This window comes from Massilia sp. NP310, assembly GCF_019443485.1.
GTDB lineage: Bacteria > Pseudomonadota > Gammaproteobacteria > Burkholderiales > Burkholderiaceae_D > Telluria > Telluria timonae.
The window spans coordinates 2,316,998-2,333,147 of sequence record NZ_CP080379.1 but is presented as its reverse complement, the minus strand read 5'-3'; the positions used below and the strand labels follow the sequence as shown (position 1 = coordinate 2,333,147).

At 64.9% G+C, this 16,150-nt stretch carries 16 protein-coding genes; 13 read left to right on the top strand and 3 right to left on the bottom strand.

Going from position 1 to position 16,150, the window contains the following annotated elements; genetic code table 11:
* Positions 1-8: 8 nt before the first annotated feature.
* The 4 genes from ilvC to KY496_RS10090 all read left to right on the top strand — a co-directional run bounded on the left by ilvC (position 9) and on the right by KY496_RS10090 (position 3,963).
* A complete protein-coding gene (gene ilvC / locus KY496_RS10105; protein WP_005666356.1) occupies positions 9-1,025 on the top strand; it encodes a ketol-acid reductoisomerase in 1,017 nt (338 codons plus the stop codon).
* Between the two features lie 248 nt (positions 1,026-1,273).
* Positions 1,274-2,044, top strand: a complete 771-nt coding sequence (locus KY496_RS10100; protein ID WP_219864647.1) for an SIMPL domain-containing protein — start codon at positions 1,274-1,276, stop codon at positions 2,042-2,044.
* Between the two features lie 130 nt (positions 2,045-2,174).
* Positions 2,175-3,041 carry a CDP-diacylglycerol--serine O-phosphatidyltransferase gene (pssA, locus tag KY496_RS10095; RefSeq protein ID WP_005666359.1) on the top strand — a complete coding sequence of 289 codons (867 nt, stop codon included), beginning with the start codon at positions 2,175-2,177 and terminating at the stop codon, positions 3,039-3,041.
* A 1-nt stretch (position 3,042) separates the two neighbouring features.
* Positions 3,043-3,963, top strand: coding sequence for an alpha/beta hydrolase (locus KY496_RS10090; protein ID WP_219864646.1), 921 nt, complete (start codon positions 3,043-3,045; stop codon positions 3,961-3,963).
* Positions 3,964-3,966: 3 nt separating this feature from the next.
* Here KY496_RS10090 and bamE read toward each other — a convergent pair whose 3' ends face one another.
* On the bottom strand, positions 3,967-4,452 hold the full coding sequence (gene bamE / locus KY496_RS10085) for an outer membrane protein assembly factor BamE (RefSeq protein ID WP_219864645.1): 486 nt from the start codon (positions 4,450-4,452) through the stop codon (positions 3,967-3,969).
* A 5-nt stretch (positions 4,453-4,457) separates the two neighbouring features.
* Positions 4,458-4,949 carry a hypothetical protein gene (locus KY496_RS10080; protein ID WP_219864644.1) on the bottom strand — a complete coding sequence of 164 codons (492 nt, stop codon included), beginning with the start codon at positions 4,947-4,949 and terminating at the stop codon, positions 4,458-4,460.
* A 186-nt stretch (positions 4,950-5,135) separates the two neighbouring features.
* On the opposite strand from KY496_RS10080, the gene rpsO reads away from it, so the two are divergent.
* From rpsO to KY496_RS10060, 4 genes are all read left to right on the top strand, one after another.
* A complete protein-coding gene (gene rpsO, locus KY496_RS10075) occupies positions 5,136-5,405 on the top strand; it encodes a 30S ribosomal protein S15 (protein WP_005666365.1) in 270 nt (89 codons plus the stop codon).
* A gap of 176 nt (positions 5,406-5,581) precedes the next feature.
* Positions 5,582-7,684: a polyribonucleotide nucleotidyltransferase gene (gene pnp / locus KY496_RS10070; protein ID WP_005666366.1), complete on the top strand. Its 2,103-nt coding sequence runs from the start codon at positions 5,582-5,584 to the stop codon at positions 7,682-7,684.
* Between the two features lie 161 nt (positions 7,685-7,845).
* The gene (locus tag KY496_RS10065; RefSeq protein ID WP_005666367.1) at positions 7,846-8,256 is read left to right on the top strand and encodes a hypothetical protein; all 411 of its coding nucleotides are present in this window, start codon (positions 7,846-7,848) and stop codon (positions 8,254-8,256) included.
* Positions 8,257-8,258: 2 nt separating this feature from the next.
* Positions 8,259-8,639, top strand: a complete 381-nt coding sequence (locus tag KY496_RS10060) for a hypothetical protein (RefSeq protein WP_219864643.1) — start codon at positions 8,259-8,261, stop codon at positions 8,637-8,639.
* Between the two features lie 48 nt (positions 8,640-8,687).
* On the opposite strand, the gene KY496_RS10055 is transcribed toward KY496_RS10060, so the two are convergent.
* Positions 8,688-9,287, bottom strand: a complete 600-nt coding sequence (locus KY496_RS10055) for an SDR family oxidoreductase (RefSeq protein WP_219865094.1) — start codon at positions 9,285-9,287, stop codon at positions 8,688-8,690.
* 13 nt (positions 9,288-9,300) lie between these two features.
* Here KY496_RS10055 and KY496_RS10050 point away from each other — a divergent pair, with 13 nt between their 5' ends.
* The 5 genes from KY496_RS10050 to KY496_RS10030 all read left to right on the top strand — a co-directional run bounded on the left by KY496_RS10050 (position 9,301) and on the right by KY496_RS10030 (position 16,059).
* Positions 9,301-9,843 carry a LysR substrate-binding domain-containing protein gene (locus KY496_RS10050; RefSeq protein ID WP_267877519.1) on the top strand — a complete coding sequence of 181 codons (543 nt, stop codon included), beginning with the start codon at positions 9,301-9,303 and terminating at the stop codon, positions 9,841-9,843.
* 145 nt (positions 9,844-9,988) lie between these two features.
* Positions 9,989-10,330 carry a DUF2946 family protein gene (locus tag KY496_RS10045; RefSeq protein ID WP_005666373.1) on the top strand — a complete coding sequence of 114 codons (342 nt, stop codon included), beginning with the start codon at positions 9,989-9,991 and terminating at the stop codon, positions 10,328-10,330.
* Between the two features lie 80 nt (positions 10,331-10,410).
* Positions 10,411-11,652, top strand: a complete 1,242-nt coding sequence (locus tag KY496_RS10040; protein WP_219864641.1) for a TolC family protein — start codon at positions 10,411-10,413, stop codon at positions 11,650-11,652.
* Positions 11,649-12,839: an efflux RND transporter periplasmic adaptor subunit gene (locus KY496_RS10035; RefSeq protein WP_219864640.1), complete on the top strand. Its 1,191-nt coding sequence runs from the start codon at positions 11,649-11,651 to the stop codon at positions 12,837-12,839. The genes KY496_RS10040 and KY496_RS10035 overlap by 4 nt, the downstream gene beginning before the upstream one ends.
* A gap of 34 nt (positions 12,840-12,873) precedes the next feature.
* Positions 12,874-16,059, top strand: a complete 3,186-nt coding sequence (locus tag KY496_RS10030; protein ID WP_219865093.1) for an efflux RND transporter permease subunit — start codon at positions 12,874-12,876, stop codon at positions 16,057-16,059.
* Positions 16,060-16,150 lie beyond the last annotated feature (91 nt).

The window sequence follows — 16,150 nt, the reverse complement described above, 5'->3', positions numbered from 1 at the left end:
ATACCCAAATGAAAGTTTTCTACGACAAAGACTGCGACCTCTCCCTCATCAAAGGCAAGAACGTCGCCATCATCGGCTACGGCTCGCAAGGCCACGCCCACGCCCAGAACCTCTCTGAATCGGGCGTCAACGTCACCGTCGGCCTGCGCCGCGGCGGCGCTTCGTGGAACAAGGTCGAGCAGGCCGGGCTGAAGGTCGCCGAGGTCGACGAGGCGGTCAAGGCCGCCGACGTCATCATGATCCTGCTGCCGGACGAAAACATCGCCGAGGTCTACAACAAGAACGTCGCGCCGAACGCCAAGCAGGGCGCCGTGCTGGCCTTCGCCCACGGTTTCAACGTGCACTACGGCCAAGTGGTGCCGCGCGCCGACCTCGACGTGATCATGGTCGCGCCGAAGGCCCCGGGCCACACCGTGCGCGGCACCTATACGCAAGGAGGCGGCGTGCCGCACCTGGTCGCCGTCTACCAGGACAAATCGGGCGCGGCGCGCGACATCGCGCTGTCGTATGCCATGGCCAACGGCGGCGGCCGCGCCGGCATCATCGAGACCAACTTCCGCGAAGAGACCGAGACCGACCTGTTCGGCGAGCAGGCCGTGCTGTGCGGCGGCGCCGTCGAGCTGATCAAGGCGGGCTTCGAAACCCTGACCGAAGCCGGCTACGCGCCCGAAATGGCGTATTTCGAGTGCCTGCACGAACTGAAGCTGATCGTCGACCTGATCTACGAAGGCGGCATCGCTAACATGAACTACTCGATCTCGAACAACGCGGAATATGGCGAGTACGTGACCGGCCCGCGCATCGTGACCGAAGACACCAAGAACGCAATGCGCCAGTGCCTGAAGGACATCCAGACCGGCGAATACGCCAAGAGCTTCATCCTGGAAAACAAGGCCGGCGCCCCGACCCTGATCTCGCGCCGCCGCCTGACCGCGGAGCACCAGATCGAAGAAGTCGGCGCCAAGCTGCGCGGCATGATGCCGTGGATCGCCAAGAACAAGCTGGTGGATCAGTCGAAGAACTGATGTTCCTGGAGTAAAGCGAGGGTCAGGTCTGACATTCGGACACGGTCTCGACTTTAAGCGTTTCCATGGCTGGGGTCGTGTCTGAATGTCAGACCTGACCCCGCTTTTATTTTGGCTGCGGCTGTTACAAATCCTTCCCCAAACCTACTTATTTGCAACTGTCCATTACAAAATCACGATGGAATCCTGGCGATTGGTATCGTATAAGTGCTGTCAGACATCTGTCGCAACTTATAGGAGAACAATAAATGGCCGTTTCTAAATCCTTCGTCGTCGCCGCCCTGGTCCTCGCCTTCAGCGCCGCCCACGCGCAAAACCTGCCGTCGCCGGCTACCAGCGGCACCATGGTCGTGGTCCCCGCCTTTGGCGAAGTCAAGCACGCCAACGACCAGGCCACCGTCGTCTTCGCCGTCGAAGAGCATGACAAGGACAAGAACGCCGCCGCCGATCGCGTCAACCGCAAGATGAAGGAGGGCACCGAGATCGTGCGCCGCGCCGATCCGAATGCCGAACTCAAGACCCAGGGCTACTACACCTACCCGGTCTATCCGGAAGTGCCGCCGCAGCCGGTCGGCCGCACCACGCAGCAACCGGTCAAGCCGGTGCCGATCGCCTGGCGCGTCGGCCAGTACCTGGAAGTGAAGACCACCAACCTGGCCGCGCTGCCGAAGACCGCCGCCGCCGCCCAGAAGGTGCTGCAGATCAATGGCGTCAACTTCGGTTTGAGCCCCGAGCTCGAGAAGCGCCTGGACGACCAGCGCATCGCTGCGACCTACCGCAACCTGAACGAGCGCATCGTCTCGATCGCCAAGGCCATGGGCCGCCAGCCGACCGACGCCGTGCTCGACACGGTCGACTTCGAAGGCTCGGGCAACTACGCGGGCGATGCCGCCGCGCCGCAGGCCATGATGATGCGCAGCGCTAAGCGCGAGATGGCCGACGAGATGTCCGAACCGAGCTTCGAACCAGGCGAAACCACACTGCAGATGCGCGTCGTGGGCAAGGTCAAGTTCAAGTAAAGGACGGCTGAGTTCAAGTAAGCGCCAGGCAATCGCCAGTCGGGTTAGCGTAGTGTTTCGCTAACACGTGTCCCCACCTCTATAATGTGGGGGAACTGTCGCTCGGCGACTACCTTGAATACGATTCCTTATGCCAACCTTTCCACGAAGAAGAACACCAGGGACAACGCCAAAGGGTCCACGATTCTCCCGCCTGAAAAAGCGTTTCGGCCGCCGCGCGGAAGACCGCCAGGTCGGCGAACGTGGCCGCGGCATTTATCTCCTGCCCAACGCCTTCACCACCGCGGCCCTGTTCTGCGGCTTCTATGCCATCGTCATGGCGATGAACCAGCGTTTCGAGCATGCCTGCTGGGCCGTGTTCATCGCCATGATCCTCGACGGCCTGGACGGGCGCATCGCGCGCCTGACCAATACCCAGTCCGAGTTCGGCGCGCAGTTTGACAGCCTGGCCGACATGGTCTCGTTCGGCGCCGCGCCGGCGCTGGTAATCTATGAATGGTCGCTGCGCGGCCTGGGCAAGCTGGGCTGGATCGCGGCCTTCATCTACTGCGCCTGCGCGGCGTTGCGCCTGGCGCGCTTCAACACCAATATCCAGGTGGTGGACAAGCGCTTCTTCCAGGGCTTGCCGAGCCCGGCCGCCGCCGCACTGGTGATCGGTTTCATCATGATGATGATCGACCCCGACATCAGCGTCAGCGCGCGCAAGGTGGATTGGGTGTCGTGGTGTATCGCCGTGTTCGCCGGCCTGACCATGGTGTCCAACGTGCCGTTCTACAGTTTTAAAGACATCAATTTCAGGAAGTCGGTGCCGTTCATCGCGGTGTTCCTGATCGCGCTGGTGCTGGCGCTGCTGGCGATCGATCCGCCCAAGGTGCTGTGGCCGATCTTCGTGGTGTATGGCCTGTCGGGCTATGCCGTGTATGTCTGGCGCAAGGCGAAGGGCAAGCCGGTCAGCATCATCCCGCTCGACGACGAGCCGGACGATATCCGTCGCTGACATGCCGGTGCATAGCGGCCGTTTTCTTTCGACGAAGACGCTCGCTGGCGCGGCGCTGGCGCTGGCCGTCCTGGTCCTGGCCGGCGCCCTGAGCGCCTGTTCGCCGCTCACCCTGGTCAATGTGGTGTCGCCGGGCGGGACGGCGCGTTCGGTCGCGACGGCGGCCTTCGGTCCCGACCCGCGCCACGTGCTGTCCATCTACCGGCCCGCGTCTGGCGCAGGCAAGGCGCCGGTGATCGTCTTCTTCTACGGCGGCAATTGGGTCAGTGGAGAGCGCGACGATTATGCCTTCGTCGGCCGTTCGCTGGCCAAGCGCGGATTCGTGGTGGTGATTCCCGATTATCGCCTGTATCCGCAGGCCAGCTATCCCGACTTTTTGCATGATGGCGCGCGCGCCGTCGTCTGGACCGAACGCCGGATCGCGGCCTATGGCGGCGATCCGAAACGCCTGTTTCTCATGGGACATAGCGCGGGCGCCTATAACGCGGCGATGCTGGCGCTCGATCCACGCTGGCTGCGCGAACAGGGGCGCAGCCCGGACATCCTGCGCGGCTGGATCGGTATGGCGGGTCCGTATAACTTCTTGCCCGTCGAGAATGAGACCACGCGTCCGGTGTTCCACTATCCCGATACGCCGGCCGACTCGCAGCCGGTCGCTCACGTCACGGCCGGGGCGCCTCCGGCGCTGCTGATCGCCGCCCGCAACGACACGACGGTGAACCCGGAACGCAATACCGGCATGCTCGCGGCCAGGATGCGTAGTGCCGGCGTGCCCGTGCGCGAGGTGTACTACGACAACGTCAACCACGCCACCCTGGTCGCCACGCTGTCGTCCACGCTGCGCCGCCTGGCGCCGAGCCTGGACGCGGTCGAGGATTTCGTGCGCAGCGACGGTGGCCGCCGTGCCGCGCCGGCAAGGTAAGGCCTAAAAACCGAAGCGGTCGCGCGGTTCGTACATCGGATCGGGCGCATTCATCATCTGGCGCACGACGCCTTGCCCGTCGAAGTGGACGTGCATGAGCGAATTCCAGACGCCGGCTTCCTTGTAGCGATAGGACCAGACTTCATAATTCTTCATGGCGACCTGCGATCGCTCGGCGGGGCGGCCGATGGTGCGCAGCACCTGGTCCTTGGTCGCCTGGCCAATTTTAATCGTGGCAAATTTCTCGCTCGTGAGCACCTGCTCGTAGGAGAGCAGGCGGCCATCGGGGCCGAGGTGCGCCATCCAGGTGAACTGGCCCATGGGGCCGGTGGCGTACTCGAGAGTACGGGATGCGCCATCGGCATACATTGCGGTTGGCATTCCCAGCTTGGCCTGGACCACGTCCTGCGTGTCGCCCGGGTTCGGCGGCGTGTGCATGGCGCATGCCGTCAGCAGCAGTGCGGCGATGAGTGGAGTTAATTTGATCATCGTGTTCACCAGATGCCGCGATCCTGTGGGTTGTACATGGGATCCGACGCATTCATCATCTGGCGCACCACGCCTTGCCCGTCGAAGTGGACGTGCATCAGCGAGTTCCACACGCCGGCTTCCTTGTAGCGATACGACCACACCTCGTAGTCGCGCATGGCGACGCGCGAAACCTCGGCCGGATGGCCGAAGGTGCGCAGCATGTCGTCCTTGGTCGCCTGGTCGATCCTGACGGTGGCGAACTTCTCGCTCGTCAGGACTTGTTCATACGAGGTCAGGCGGCCATCCGGGCCCAGGTGCGCCATCCAGGTGTACTGGCCCATCGGGCCGGTGGCGTATTCGAGGGTGCGCGCCGCGCCGTCGGTGTACACCGCCGTCGGCGTGCCCATCTTGGACTGCACCACGTCCAGCGGGTCGCCCGGAGTCGGCGCCGTGCGCATGGCGCAGCCGGCCAGCAGCAAGGCGGTCAGTGTTGTAAATATGTTTATCTTGTTCATTTTTCTCACCTGTGTCGAGCTTGCCAGCAAGCGGTAGCCCTGTCCAACCGCGGAAGAAGGATAGCAAACACTGGTTCGAGCCGCCGTTTTGCACTATACTGGCGGGTCTGTCCAATCCGGACAGCTATTTGATAAATCACGGTGCCTGGGGTTCCGACTCTTGCACCGCATGTGAAAGGTAACATCATGTCGGTTGAAAACATCAACAAAGCCGCAATCATCGCGGACAACGCACGTGGCCAGAACGATACCGGTTCGCCGGAAGTCCAGGTCGCACTGCTGACCGCACGCATCAACGAACTGAACGGCCACTTCAAGGCACACCAGAAGGATCACCACTCGCGTCGTGGCCTGATCATGATGGTCAACCGCCGTAAGAGCCTGCTGGCTTACCTGAAGAACAAGGACCTGAATCGTTATCGCGACCTGATCGCCAAGCTGGGCCTGCGTAAGTAATCGCAAGTTCTTGCTTCAGACGGTTTAGTCAAAAATGCCTGCGCCAGTTGTCTGACGCGGGCATTTTTCGTTTTTGCTGTCTTGTTGTTTGTTACAAGGCCATTTCTTGATGGCCCGTGGTGAGAGGTGAACGACAGCTCCTGAAAATCTGTCGGTAAAATGAAAGGGATTACCCAATGTTTAATAAAGTTACGAAAACCTTCCAGTACGGTCAACACACGGTCACCCTGGAGACGGGTGAAATCGCGCGCCAGGCCAGCGGCGCCGTCGTCGTGTCGGTCGAGGATACCGTCATTCTGGCAACCGTCGTTGCCAAAAAAGACGCCAAGCCGGGCCAGGATTTCTTCCCGCTGACCGTCGACTACATGGAGAAAACGTACGCTGCGGGTAAGATCCCTGGCGGTTTCTTCAAGCGTGAAGGCCGTCCTTCCGAAAAAGAAACGCTGACCTCGCGCCTGATCGACCGTCCGATCCGCCCGCTGTTCCCGGAAGGCTACCTGAACGAAGTCCAGGTCATCATCCACGTGCTGTCGGTCAACCCTGAAATCGATCCGGACATCCCATCGATGATCGGCGCCTCGGCCGCCCTGTGCATCGCCGGCATCCCGTTCGCCGGTCCGATCGGCGCCGCGCGCGTCGGCTACGCGAACGGCCAGTACATCCTGAACCCGACCACCACCGAGCTGAAGACCTCGCAGATGGACCTGGTCGTGGCAGGCACCGAAACCGCCGTCCTGATGGTGGAATCGGAAGCCCAGCAACTGTCCGAAGAAGTCATGCTCGGCGCGGTCGTGTTCGGCCACGAGCAAATGAAGGCCGTGATCGACGCGATCCACGACCTGGTCGCCGAAGGCGGCAAGCCGGAAGTCGAATGGGCGCCGGCGCCAAAGAACGAAGAACTGATCGCCCGCGTCGGCGAACTGGCCGGCGCCAAGATCCGTGACGCCTACCAGACCCGCGAAAAGTCGGCCCGCCAGCAGAAGCTGAAGTCGCTGTCGTCGGAAGTGATGGCCGAGCTGTCGGCGCAAGGCATCGCCGCCGATGCTGGCGACGTCGGCAACATCCTGTTCGACATGGAAGCCAAGGTCGTGCGTTCGCAGATCCTGGACGGCGAGCCACGCATCGACGGCCGCGACACCCGCACCGTGCGTCCGATCTCGATCCGCTCGAGCGTCCTGCCGCGCACCCACGGCTCGGCCCTGTTCACCCGCGGCGAAACCCAGGCACTGGTGGTCGCCACCCTCGGCACCGCCCGCGACAGCCAGAAGATCGACGCGCTGATGGGCGAGTACACCGACGACTTCATGATGCACTACAACATGCCTCCGTTCGCCACCGGCGAAACCGGTCGCGTGGGCACCCCGAAGCGCCGCGAAGTCGGCCACGGCCGCCTGGCCAAGCGCGCGCTGGTCGCCGCACTGCCCAACCCAGAAGACTTCAGCTACTCGGTGCGCCTGGTGTCGGAAATCACCGAATCGAACGGCTCGTCGTCGATGGCGTCGGTCTGCGGCGGCTGCCTGGCGCTGATGGACGCCGGCGTGCCGATGAAAGCGCACGTGGCCGGCATCGCCATGGGCCTGATCAAGGAAGGCGGCAAGTTCGCGGTCCTGACCGACATCCTGGGTGACGAAGACCACCTGGGCGACATGGACTTCAAGGTGGCCGGCACCGCGCAAGGCATCACCGCGCTGCAGATGGACATCAAGATCCAGGGCATCACCAAGGAAATCATGCAGGTGGCGCTGGCCCAGGCCAAGGATGGCCGCCAGCACATCCTGGCCGAGATGCAGAAGGCCATGCCGACCGTGAAGACCGAGCTGTCGGACTTCGCACCGCGCCTGATCACCATCCGCATCAACCCGGAAAAGATCCGTGACGTGATCGGCAAGGGCGGCGCCGTCATCCGCGCGCTGACCGAAGAGACCGGCACCCAGATCGACATCACCGACGAAGGCATCGTGACCATCGCGTCGGTCGACGCCGCCGCCGGCCAGGAAGCCAAGCGCCGCATCGAAGAGCTGACCGCATCGGTCGAAGTGGGCAAGACCTACGACGGCACCGTGCTCAAGCTGCTGGACTTCGGCGCGATCGTGCAAGTCATGCCTGGTAAAGATGGCCTGCTGCACATCTCGCAGATCGCCAACGAGCGCGTCAACGCCGTGGCCGACTACCTGAAAGAAGGCCAGCAAGTGCGCGTCAAGGTCCTCGAGACCGACGAGCGCGGTCGTCTGAAGCTGTCGATGAAGGCGGCTGATCCGGTCGAAGGCGCGGCGCAGTAATCAAGCTGCAAGCAAGTGAGCGGTTCGCCGCTCGATGAAAAAACCGCCAGTGCGTGAGCCTGGCGGTTTTTTCATTCAGCGTTCAGTATTGCGCACGCCCAATCTGCAACATGCGGACCCGAGAATAATGGAACCTGACTTTTTCTGCTTCCGGAGAAACCATGCCGATACAGTCAGCCCTTGCGTTGTTCAATCAGCTCACGGAGCAAGAGCGAGCTTACTTGCGATCGCATCCGCATCACGTGCCTGTCATCATGAGGGCGCGCGAATTTGCACAGAGTGAGGCCAGGCGGCTGTTTTCGATCAGCGGCCATAACGACCATTCGGACGCTTTTCGCCACTGCTTGTGGTCTGCTCAACTGGCACGCGATATCGGAATTACCAAAGCGCGCCTCTACACGACGGCGCATGAATCGTCCCTAAGGAACCCGCCGAAGGAACGTGCGATGGATTTGCATAACAACAGCATCGGCTTGAATATTGGTGCGTCGAAGCAAACGAACGAGGCGCTCAGCCGGCGCTGTATGGCAGCGTTGAAAACTGGCCAACTCAAGACCCTGCAGGTGAAGTGACGATGCGAACCTCAGCCGTCCTCGTGCTGACCATCCTTTTCCTGCAAGGTTGCACGCAAAGGTCTGTGGAAGAACAAAGCCGGGCCTTCGGCAATGACGAGTTCACGCCGAAGGCATGGGCCGCCGCGGATCGGCTGGGGCGTGGCCGGATGCTGGCTTCCTTCCTGCGCCAGCACCCGGTGAAAGAACTCAGCGCAGACCAGGTCAGGGCACTGCTGGGGCAATCGACGGGATATGCCGATTATGACGAAAACCTCGCCTATTTCGTTGGTCCGTCCAATGTCGAGAGCGAATACGGCAAGGGATACTTGCTGATATTCGTGACGGACAAGAAGACAGGCCGTATTCAACAGCTGCGATTGGTCCCGTCCGTCGAAGAGTGACTGGCCAGGCGTGCAGTCGTCTGCGGGCCATCACAGGATATCGCGTCGTCATGCGTCCAGATTCGCACTCACGGCCAGCTCCTTTTGCGCCGTCAGCCGCGCCAGACGATCGGTCAGCGCCGCATGAATCGACTCGTACGCAGTCGAGCCCAAGGTAATTCTGCGCGGCGCCGGCGCCTGATCGGCCGAGTCGATCATGATCTCCACCATCCGCACCGGGTCGCCCGTGAGCTTGAAACTGCCGTCGGCCAGCGCGCGCCGCACCCCGCCCGACGGCGTATCGGCATACTCGTCCATCGCCGGCGCGGCATCGAGGCCGGCGGCGAAATTGGTCGGCGTCGGCCCTGGCTCGGCCAGCGTGAATTCGATCCCGAACGGCGCGACTTCCTGCGCCACCGATTCCACGAAACCTTCGATCCCCCATTTGGTGGCGTGATACACGCTGAAGTTCGGATAAGCCATCTGGCCGCCCTCGGACGACACCTGGATCACCCGTCCGCCACCTTGCTTGCGCAGATGGGGCAGGGCGGCGCGGATCAGCCCGATCGATCCGAGCAGATTGGTATCGAGCTGGCGCTTGACCTGCGCGACGGTCAGCTCTTCGGCCGCGCCGAACAGGCCATAGGCCGCATTGCTGACGACTCCAATCCCGTATGCATTAGTGAAGGATCGCCATCAATGCCCCAGCCCGACCTCGACAGCCTGCGCGCCTTCGTGGCCATCGTCCATCGCCGCAGCTTTCGCAAGGCGGCCGACGAAGCACGACATGCATGTCGCGCCATTCGGCGCGCCGGTGCGTTTCATGCCGGTCGCATCGCCCGCTTACCTGGCGGCGCGCGGCACGCCGCAGACGCCCGACGATCTGCGGCAGCACCAGTGCATCCGCATGCGCATGCAGAGCGGGAAGATCTATCGCTGGGAATTCGCGCGCCATGGCCAGGCGTTCGCGCTGGACGTGCCGGGCGCCTTGATCCTGAACCAGGTCGGGCTGATGGCCGAAGCCGCGCTGGCGGGACGAGGGATCGCCTACGTGCCGGACACGACCGTGCGCGATCATTTGCAGGAAGGTCGCCTGGTGCCCTTGCTGCAGGACTGGTGCCAGCCGTCGTCCGAGCTTGCGCTGTACTATCCCGGTCATCGCCACGTGCCGGCGGCGCTGCGCGCCTTCATCGGGGTGCTGCAGGAGGTGTACGCACCGGCGTGAATGGCGGACCGATTCCCTTACGCGATATGCGGGAATCGCAGCGAACTGCACGAATGTGCTTGACCCTGTAGCGGCTACAGGGTATTTAATAGCTGGTAGCAAAAATTGGCCGACCGGCCCTGCGCTACCTGACCACCCTGACGCAATGCGACGCCTGATCCTGATCCTCCTGCTGCTCATGATGCCACTCCAGGCCGCCTGGGCCGCCGGCGCTCCGTATTGCAGTCATGACGAACAGACCATGCATCCGGGGCACCACGTCCACAAGCATCCGCCATCGAGCAACCAGGATCAGGATGATGGAACCCGGGACGAGCATTGCGACGATTGCGACGCCTGCCACCACCTGTCGGCCAGCGCGGTCCTGTCCGCGCAACCCAATCTCCCCTTGCCCAAGGGCGCCCCGCACATGCGCGGCGAATTGCGGCGCTACGTTTCCCACGTTCCCGACCTGATTCCTCCGCCAGACCGGCCGCGCCGCGCCTAAGGCGGCGGGAACCTCATCGGCGTCGCCTCGTGCGGCGCATCGCTTGCCCCGCCGGACATCCACCCGTTCGGAGCATCATCATGAAACATCGTTTGACACCGCTGCTGGCGGCGCTCGCGCTCGCCTGCGGGTTTGCCAGCGCTTCGGCCGCGGCATGGTCGGCACCATTGACCCTGGAAGCGGCCATCGACCTGGCGCTGCGCGCCAATCCGACCCTGCGCGCGGCCGGCAGCGAAGTGGCGGCGCAAGAGGGCGCGCTGGCCCAGGCCGGGGCGCTGCCCAATCCCGAGCTCGAGCTGCTGCGCGAAGGCGAGGGCGGTGATAGCCGCACCATGACCGCCACCCTGAACATCCCCATCGAACTGGGCGGCAAGCGCGCCGCGCGGGTCGAGGCGGCGCGCCAGGAAGGCGCGCTTGCCGCCATCGCACTGGAAGCGGAACGGGACAAGGTCCGCGCCGATGCCGCCGCCGCCTTCCACGACGTCGTCGCGGCCCAGGAGCGTGAACGCATGGCCCGCGAACTGGTGGAGCTTGCCGGTCGCGCGCTGGCCGCCGCCGGCAAGCGGGTCGAGGCTGGGACCTTGTCTCCGGTCGAGGAGACCCGCGCCCGCGTGGCCCAGGGCAGCGCCCGGATCGAGGCGCTGCAGGCGGGGCGCGACCTGGAAGGCGCGCGCATCCGCCTGGCTGCCCTGTGGGGCGGCGACGCGCGCCAGTTGAGCATCCATGCGCCGCAGACCGCCGCGTTGCCCCCGGCGCCGCCGCTGGACCAGCTGCTGGCGCAACTCGACCGATCGCCGGCGATGCGCCATGCGCGCGCCCAGGTCGGCCAGCGCGAGGCGCTGGCCCGGCTCGAACGCGCGCGTCGCACGCCCGACGTCAACGTGATCGTCGGCGCCCAGCGCGAAGGGCCGGATACCCGCAACCGCGCAGTGCTCGGCCTGTCGGTGCCGCTGCCGCTGTTCAACCGCAACGACGGCGCCGTGCTCGATGCGCTGCGCCGGGTCGACAAGGCGCGCGACCAGCAAGACGCCGAAGGCGTGCGCCTGCGCGCCGAGCTGGCGCAGGCCCATGCGCGGCTCACGGCGGCGCTGGCCGAATGCGCGCTGATCTCGACCGAGATATTGTCCGGCGCAGAAGACGCCGAGCGCGCCGCCAACCGCGGCTTCGAGCTCGGCAAGTTCGGCCTGATCGACGTGCTGGATGCCCAGCGCGTGCTGGCGCAATCGAAGAACCAATACCTGAACGCCGTCGCGGAGAGTCATCGCGCGGCGGCCGATATCGCACGGCTGCTGGGACACGCAGCCGTCCAGGAGAATCCATGAACAAGCAGCAAAGCAAGGTCATCGCCATCATGCTGGCGATCGCCATTCTGATCGCCGCCATCGTGCTGGTGCGCGACCGCTCCCCAGCCGGTGTCGAGGAACACGGTCATCAAGAGGAACGGGAACACGCGGACGAGCACGGTCAAGAAGGGCACGCGGACGACGGCGTGATCCGCTTCACCGACCAGCAGGTCGGCGTGGCCGGCATCACGATCGCCACCGCCGGCCCGGTCCACCTGGACACCTTCATCCGCATGCCGGGCCAGATCGCGCTCAACGAAGACCGCACCGCCCACGTGACGCCGCGCGCCGCCGGGGCGGTCAGCGAGGTCAATGCCACGCTCGGCCAGCAGGTGCGCAAGGACCAGGTCCTGGCCAGCGTCGCCAGCGCCGAAGTGGCGGGACAACGCGGCGCGCTGGCGGCGGCCGAGCGCCGGCTGGAATACGCGCGCAAGGTCCATGCGTCCGAAAAAATGCTGTGGGAAGAGCAGATCTCGCCCCGCCAGGACTTGCTGCGCGCCGAGCAGGAACTGAACGAGGCGCAGATCGCCGTCCAGAGCGCGCGCCAGCAGCTGCAGGCGCTCGGCGCCGTTGACGCCGGCTCGTCCAACCTCCTCAGAATCCGGGCGCCGTTCGACGGCGTGATCGTCGAAAAACATATCACGATGGGTGAAGTCGTCGGCGCCGATACCCGCGTGTTCACCCTCACCGACCTGTCGACCGTATGGGCCGACGTGGTGGTGCCGGCGCGCGACCTCGAGATCGTCCGGGTCGGCACCGATGCCGTCATTCGCTCGATTGCCTCCAACACGACGGCGCCGGGCAAGGTGTCCTACGTCAGCTCGCTGGTGGGCGAGGAATCGCGCTCGGCCAAGGCGCGGGTGGTGCTCGACAACCCGGGCGCGGCCTGGCGGCCGGGGCTGGCGGTGAACATCGACATCGTCACCGGATCGAACGACGTGCCGGTGGCGGTATCGCGCGAGGCGATCCAGACGGCGGATGGGCGGCAAGTTGTCTACAAGCGGGTCAAGGAAGGATTTGTCGCGCAGCCGGTGGCCACCGGCCGCTCGGATGGGCGCTTCGTCGAAATCACGGCCGGCCTGCGTGCGGGCGAGGCTTACGCGGGCGCCGGCAGCTTCGCGGTCAAGGCGGAGCAGGGCAAGGCGGAGGGCAGCCATGAACATTGAGAACTCGACCAAACCTTTGATCAAACCATCGACCCTGTTCGACCGCCTGATCGCGACTGCGATCGCGCGCCGCTGGCTGGTGATGCTGGCCGTGCTGGCGATGGCCGGCATCGGCGTCTACAACTATGGCCGGCTGCCGATCGACGCGGTGCCGGACGTGACCAACGTCCAGGTCCAGATCAATACCGCGGCGCCGGGCTACTCGCCGCTCGAAACCGAGCAGCGCATCACCTATCCGGTCGAGGCGGTGCTGTCGGGCCTGCCGAATCTTGAACAGTTCCGCTCGCTGTCGCGCTACGGCCTGTCGCAGGTGACGGTGGTGTTCGAGGAGGGCACCGACATCCACTTCGCGCGCCAGCTGGTCAGCCAGCGCCTGCAGGATGCGCGCGAAGGGCTGCCCGCCGGGGTCGTCCCGACCCTGGGTCCGATCGCGACCGGCCTGTCCGAGATCTACCAGTGGACCGTGGAGACCGAACCGGGCGCGAAGAAGCCGGACGGCACGCCCTATACGCCCACTGACCTGCGCGAGATCCAGGACTGGATCATCAAGCCGCAGCTGCGCACCGTGCCGGGCGTCACCGAGATCAATTCGATCGGCGGCTTCGACAAGGAATACCTGGTGGCCCCGAACACGGCCACGCTGTCGTCGTATGGCCTTGAACTGGCCAATATCGTGAACGCTTTGGAGCGCAACAACAGCAACGTCGGCGCCGGCTACATCGAGCGCGAAGGCGAGCAGTACCTGGTGCGCGCGCCGGGCCAGGCCGCGTCGATCGACGACATCGGCAATATCGTCGTCACCAGCATCCGCGGCATCCCGGTGCGGGTGCGCGACGTGGCCGAGGTGACGATCGGTCAGGAGCTGCGCACCGGCGCCGCCACCGAGAATGGCGTGGAGGTGGTGCTCGGCACCGTGGTGATGCTGATCGGCGAGAACAGCCGCGCGGTGTCGAAAGCGGTCGACGCGCGCATGCTCGAGATCAACCGCAGCCTGCCGAAGGGCGTCAAGGCCGTCACGGTCTACGATAGAACCGTCCTGGTCGAGCGGGCCATCGCCACGGTGCGCAAGAACCTGGTCGAGGGCGCGATCCTGGTGGTGGCGGTGCTGTTCTTCTTTCTTGGGAACTTGCGCGCGGCGCTGCTCACCGCCATGGTGATCCCCTTGTCGATGCTGTTCACCTTCAGCGGCATGGTGGCTAACCAGGTCAGCGCCAACCTGCTCAGCCTGGGGGCATTGGACTTCGGCATCATCGTCGACGGCGCCGTGGTGATCGTCGAGAACTGCGTGCGGCGCCTGGCCGCCGCCCAGCACCGGCTGGGGCGCATCCTCACGCGCGAGGAGCGCTTTGCGGAGGTGTTCGAGGCGGCGCGCGAGGCGCGCCGGCCGCTCATCTACGGCCAGCTGATCATCATGATCGTCTACCTGCCGATCTTCGCCCTGACCGGCATCGAGGGCAAGATGTTCCACCCGATGGCCTTCACCGTGGTGTTCGCGCTGCTGGGCGCGATGATCCTGTCGGTAACCTTCGTGCCGGCCGCCGTGGCGCTGTTCATCGGCCGCTCGGTCGAGGAAAAGGAAAGCCGCGTGATGGGCGCGGCGCGCCGCTGGTATGCGCCGGCGCTCGACTATGCGCTGGCCAACCGCGCCGTGATGCTGGTGTTCGCGGGCGTGGTGATCGCGCTGGCCGCCCTGATGGCCACGCGCCTGGGGACGGAGTTCGCGCCGAATCTCGACGAGGGCGACATGGCGGTGCTGACGATGCGGGTGCCGGGCACGAGCCTGACCCAGTCGGTCAGGATGCAGCAGCAGATCGAGACCGTCTTGAAGAGCGAGTTCCCCGAGATCGCGCGCGTGTTCGCCCGCATCGGCACTGCCGAGATCGCGTCCGACCCGATGCCGCCCAGCGTGGCCGACAGCTACATCATCTTCAAGCCCGAGAAGGAGTGGCCCAAGCCCAGGCGTTCGCGCGCCGAAGTCGAAAGCGCGATCCGCGCGACGCTCGAAGGCCTGCCCGGCAACAACTACGAATTCAGCCAGCCGATCCAGCTGCGCGTGAACGAACTGATCTCGGGCGTGCGCAGCGACGTCGCCGTCAAATTGTTCGGCGACGACCTGGACGTGCTTGGCGCCACCGCGGGCGAGATCGCCGCCGCCCTGCGCCGGGTGCCGGGCGCCAGCGAGGTGCAGGTGGAGCAGACCAGCGGCCTGCCGATGCTGCAGATCCGGGTCGACCGCGAGCGCACCGCGAGGATGGGCCTGAACATCGGCGACGTGCAGGAAATGATCGCCACCGCCACCGCCGGCCGCGCCGCCGGCACCCTGTTCGAGGGCGACCGCCGCTTCGACATCGTGGTGCGCCTGCCGGAAGCCGTGCGCGGAGATATCGACGCGCTGCGCCGGCTGCCGGTGGCGCTGCCCGGCAGTGCTGAAGGCATGCGCAGCTTCATCGCCCTGGGCGAGATCGCCAGCTTCGAGGTGGCGCCCGGCCCCAACCAGCTCAGTCGCGAGCAGGGCAAGCGCCGGGTGGTGGTCAGCGCCAACGTGCGCGGGCGCGACATCGGATCTTTTGTGGCCGAGGCCCGGGAGCGCATCGCCCGGGAGGTGCGCATCGCGCCCGGCTACTGGATCGCCTGGGGCGGCCAGTTCGAGCACCTCACCCAGGCCGCCGAGCGCCTGCGCCTGATCGTGCCGGCCTCGCTGCTGCTGGTGTTCGTCCTGCTCTACCTGGTGTTCAACAATGTGCGCGACGGCTTGCTGGTGTTCACCGGCATCCCGTTCGCCCTGGCCGGCGGCGTGGCGGCCCTGTGGGCGCGCGGCATCCCGTTGTCGATTTCGGCGGCGGTCGGCTTCATCGCCTTGTCCGGAGTGGCCGTGCTCAACGGCCTGGTGCTGATTTCCTTCATCCGCAGCCTGCGCCAGGACGGCATGGCGCTGCCGGACGCGGTGCGCCAGGGGGCGCTGGCGCGCCTGCGGCCGGTCTTGATGACGGCGCTGGTCGCCTCGCTCGGCTTCGTGCCGATGGCGCTGGCGGTCGGCACCGGGGCCGAGGTCCAGCGGCCGTTGGCCACGGTGGTGATTGGCGGGGTATTGTCGTCGACCGTCCTGACGCTGCTTTTGTTGCCGGTTTTATATGAATGGACGCATCGCGCGCGACCCGCGCGGGCTTCTTTGCCATTCGTGCGCGCGTTTTTTCGCCGAAACAGTGAAAATATCCCATAGACAACCGTGCGCCACGTATTGCTCTATATGAAAATGGTATAGTTGGATGTTTAACAGAAATTTGTCCGCGCCGGCGGCGGAAAGCGGCCCC

What these genes read in the sequence shown, in the direction of transcription:
- ilvC (WP_005666356.1), top strand. Translation starts at nt 9, where the DNA reads ATGAAAGTTTTCTACGACAAAGACTGCGACCTCTCCCTCATCAAAGGC.
- KY496_RS10100 (WP_219864647.1), top strand. Translation starts at nt 1,274, where the DNA reads ATGGCCGTTTCTAAATCCTTCGTCGTCGCCGCCCTGGTCCTCGCCTTC.
- pssA (WP_005666359.1), top strand. Translation starts at nt 2,175, where the DNA reads ATGCCAACCTTTCCACGAAGAAGAACACCAGGGACAACGCCAAAGGGT.
- KY496_RS10090 (WP_219864646.1), top strand. Translation starts at nt 3,043, where the DNA reads ATGCCGGTGCATAGCGGCCGTTTTCTTTCGACGAAGACGCTCGCTGGC.
- bamE (WP_219864645.1), bottom strand. Translation starts at nt 4,452, where the DNA reads ATGATCAAATTAACTCCACTCATCGCCGCACTGCTGCTGACGGCATGC.
- KY496_RS10080 (WP_219864644.1), bottom strand. Translation starts at nt 4,949, where the DNA reads ATGAACAAGATAAACATATTTACAACACTGACCGCCTTGCTGCTGGCC.
- rpsO (WP_005666365.1), top strand. Translation starts at nt 5,136, where the DNA reads ATGTCGGTTGAAAACATCAACAAAGCCGCAATCATCGCGGACAACGCA.
- pnp (WP_005666366.1), top strand. Translation starts at nt 5,582, where the DNA reads ATGTTTAATAAAGTTACGAAAACCTTCCAGTACGGTCAACACACGGTC.
- KY496_RS10065 (WP_005666367.1), top strand. Translation starts at nt 7,846, where the DNA reads ATGCCGATACAGTCAGCCCTTGCGTTGTTCAATCAGCTCACGGAGCAA.
- KY496_RS10060 (WP_219864643.1), top strand. Translation starts at nt 8,259, where the DNA reads ATGCGAACCTCAGCCGTCCTCGTGCTGACCATCCTTTTCCTGCAAGGT.
- KY496_RS10045 (WP_005666373.1), top strand. Translation starts at nt 9,989, where the DNA reads ATGCGACGCCTGATCCTGATCCTCCTGCTGCTCATGATGCCACTCCAG.
- KY496_RS10040 (WP_219864641.1), top strand. Translation starts at nt 10,411, where the DNA reads ATGAAACATCGTTTGACACCGCTGCTGGCGGCGCTCGCGCTCGCCTGC.
- KY496_RS10035 (WP_219864640.1), top strand. Translation starts at nt 11,649, where the DNA reads ATGAACAAGCAGCAAAGCAAGGTCATCGCCATCATGCTGGCGATCGCC.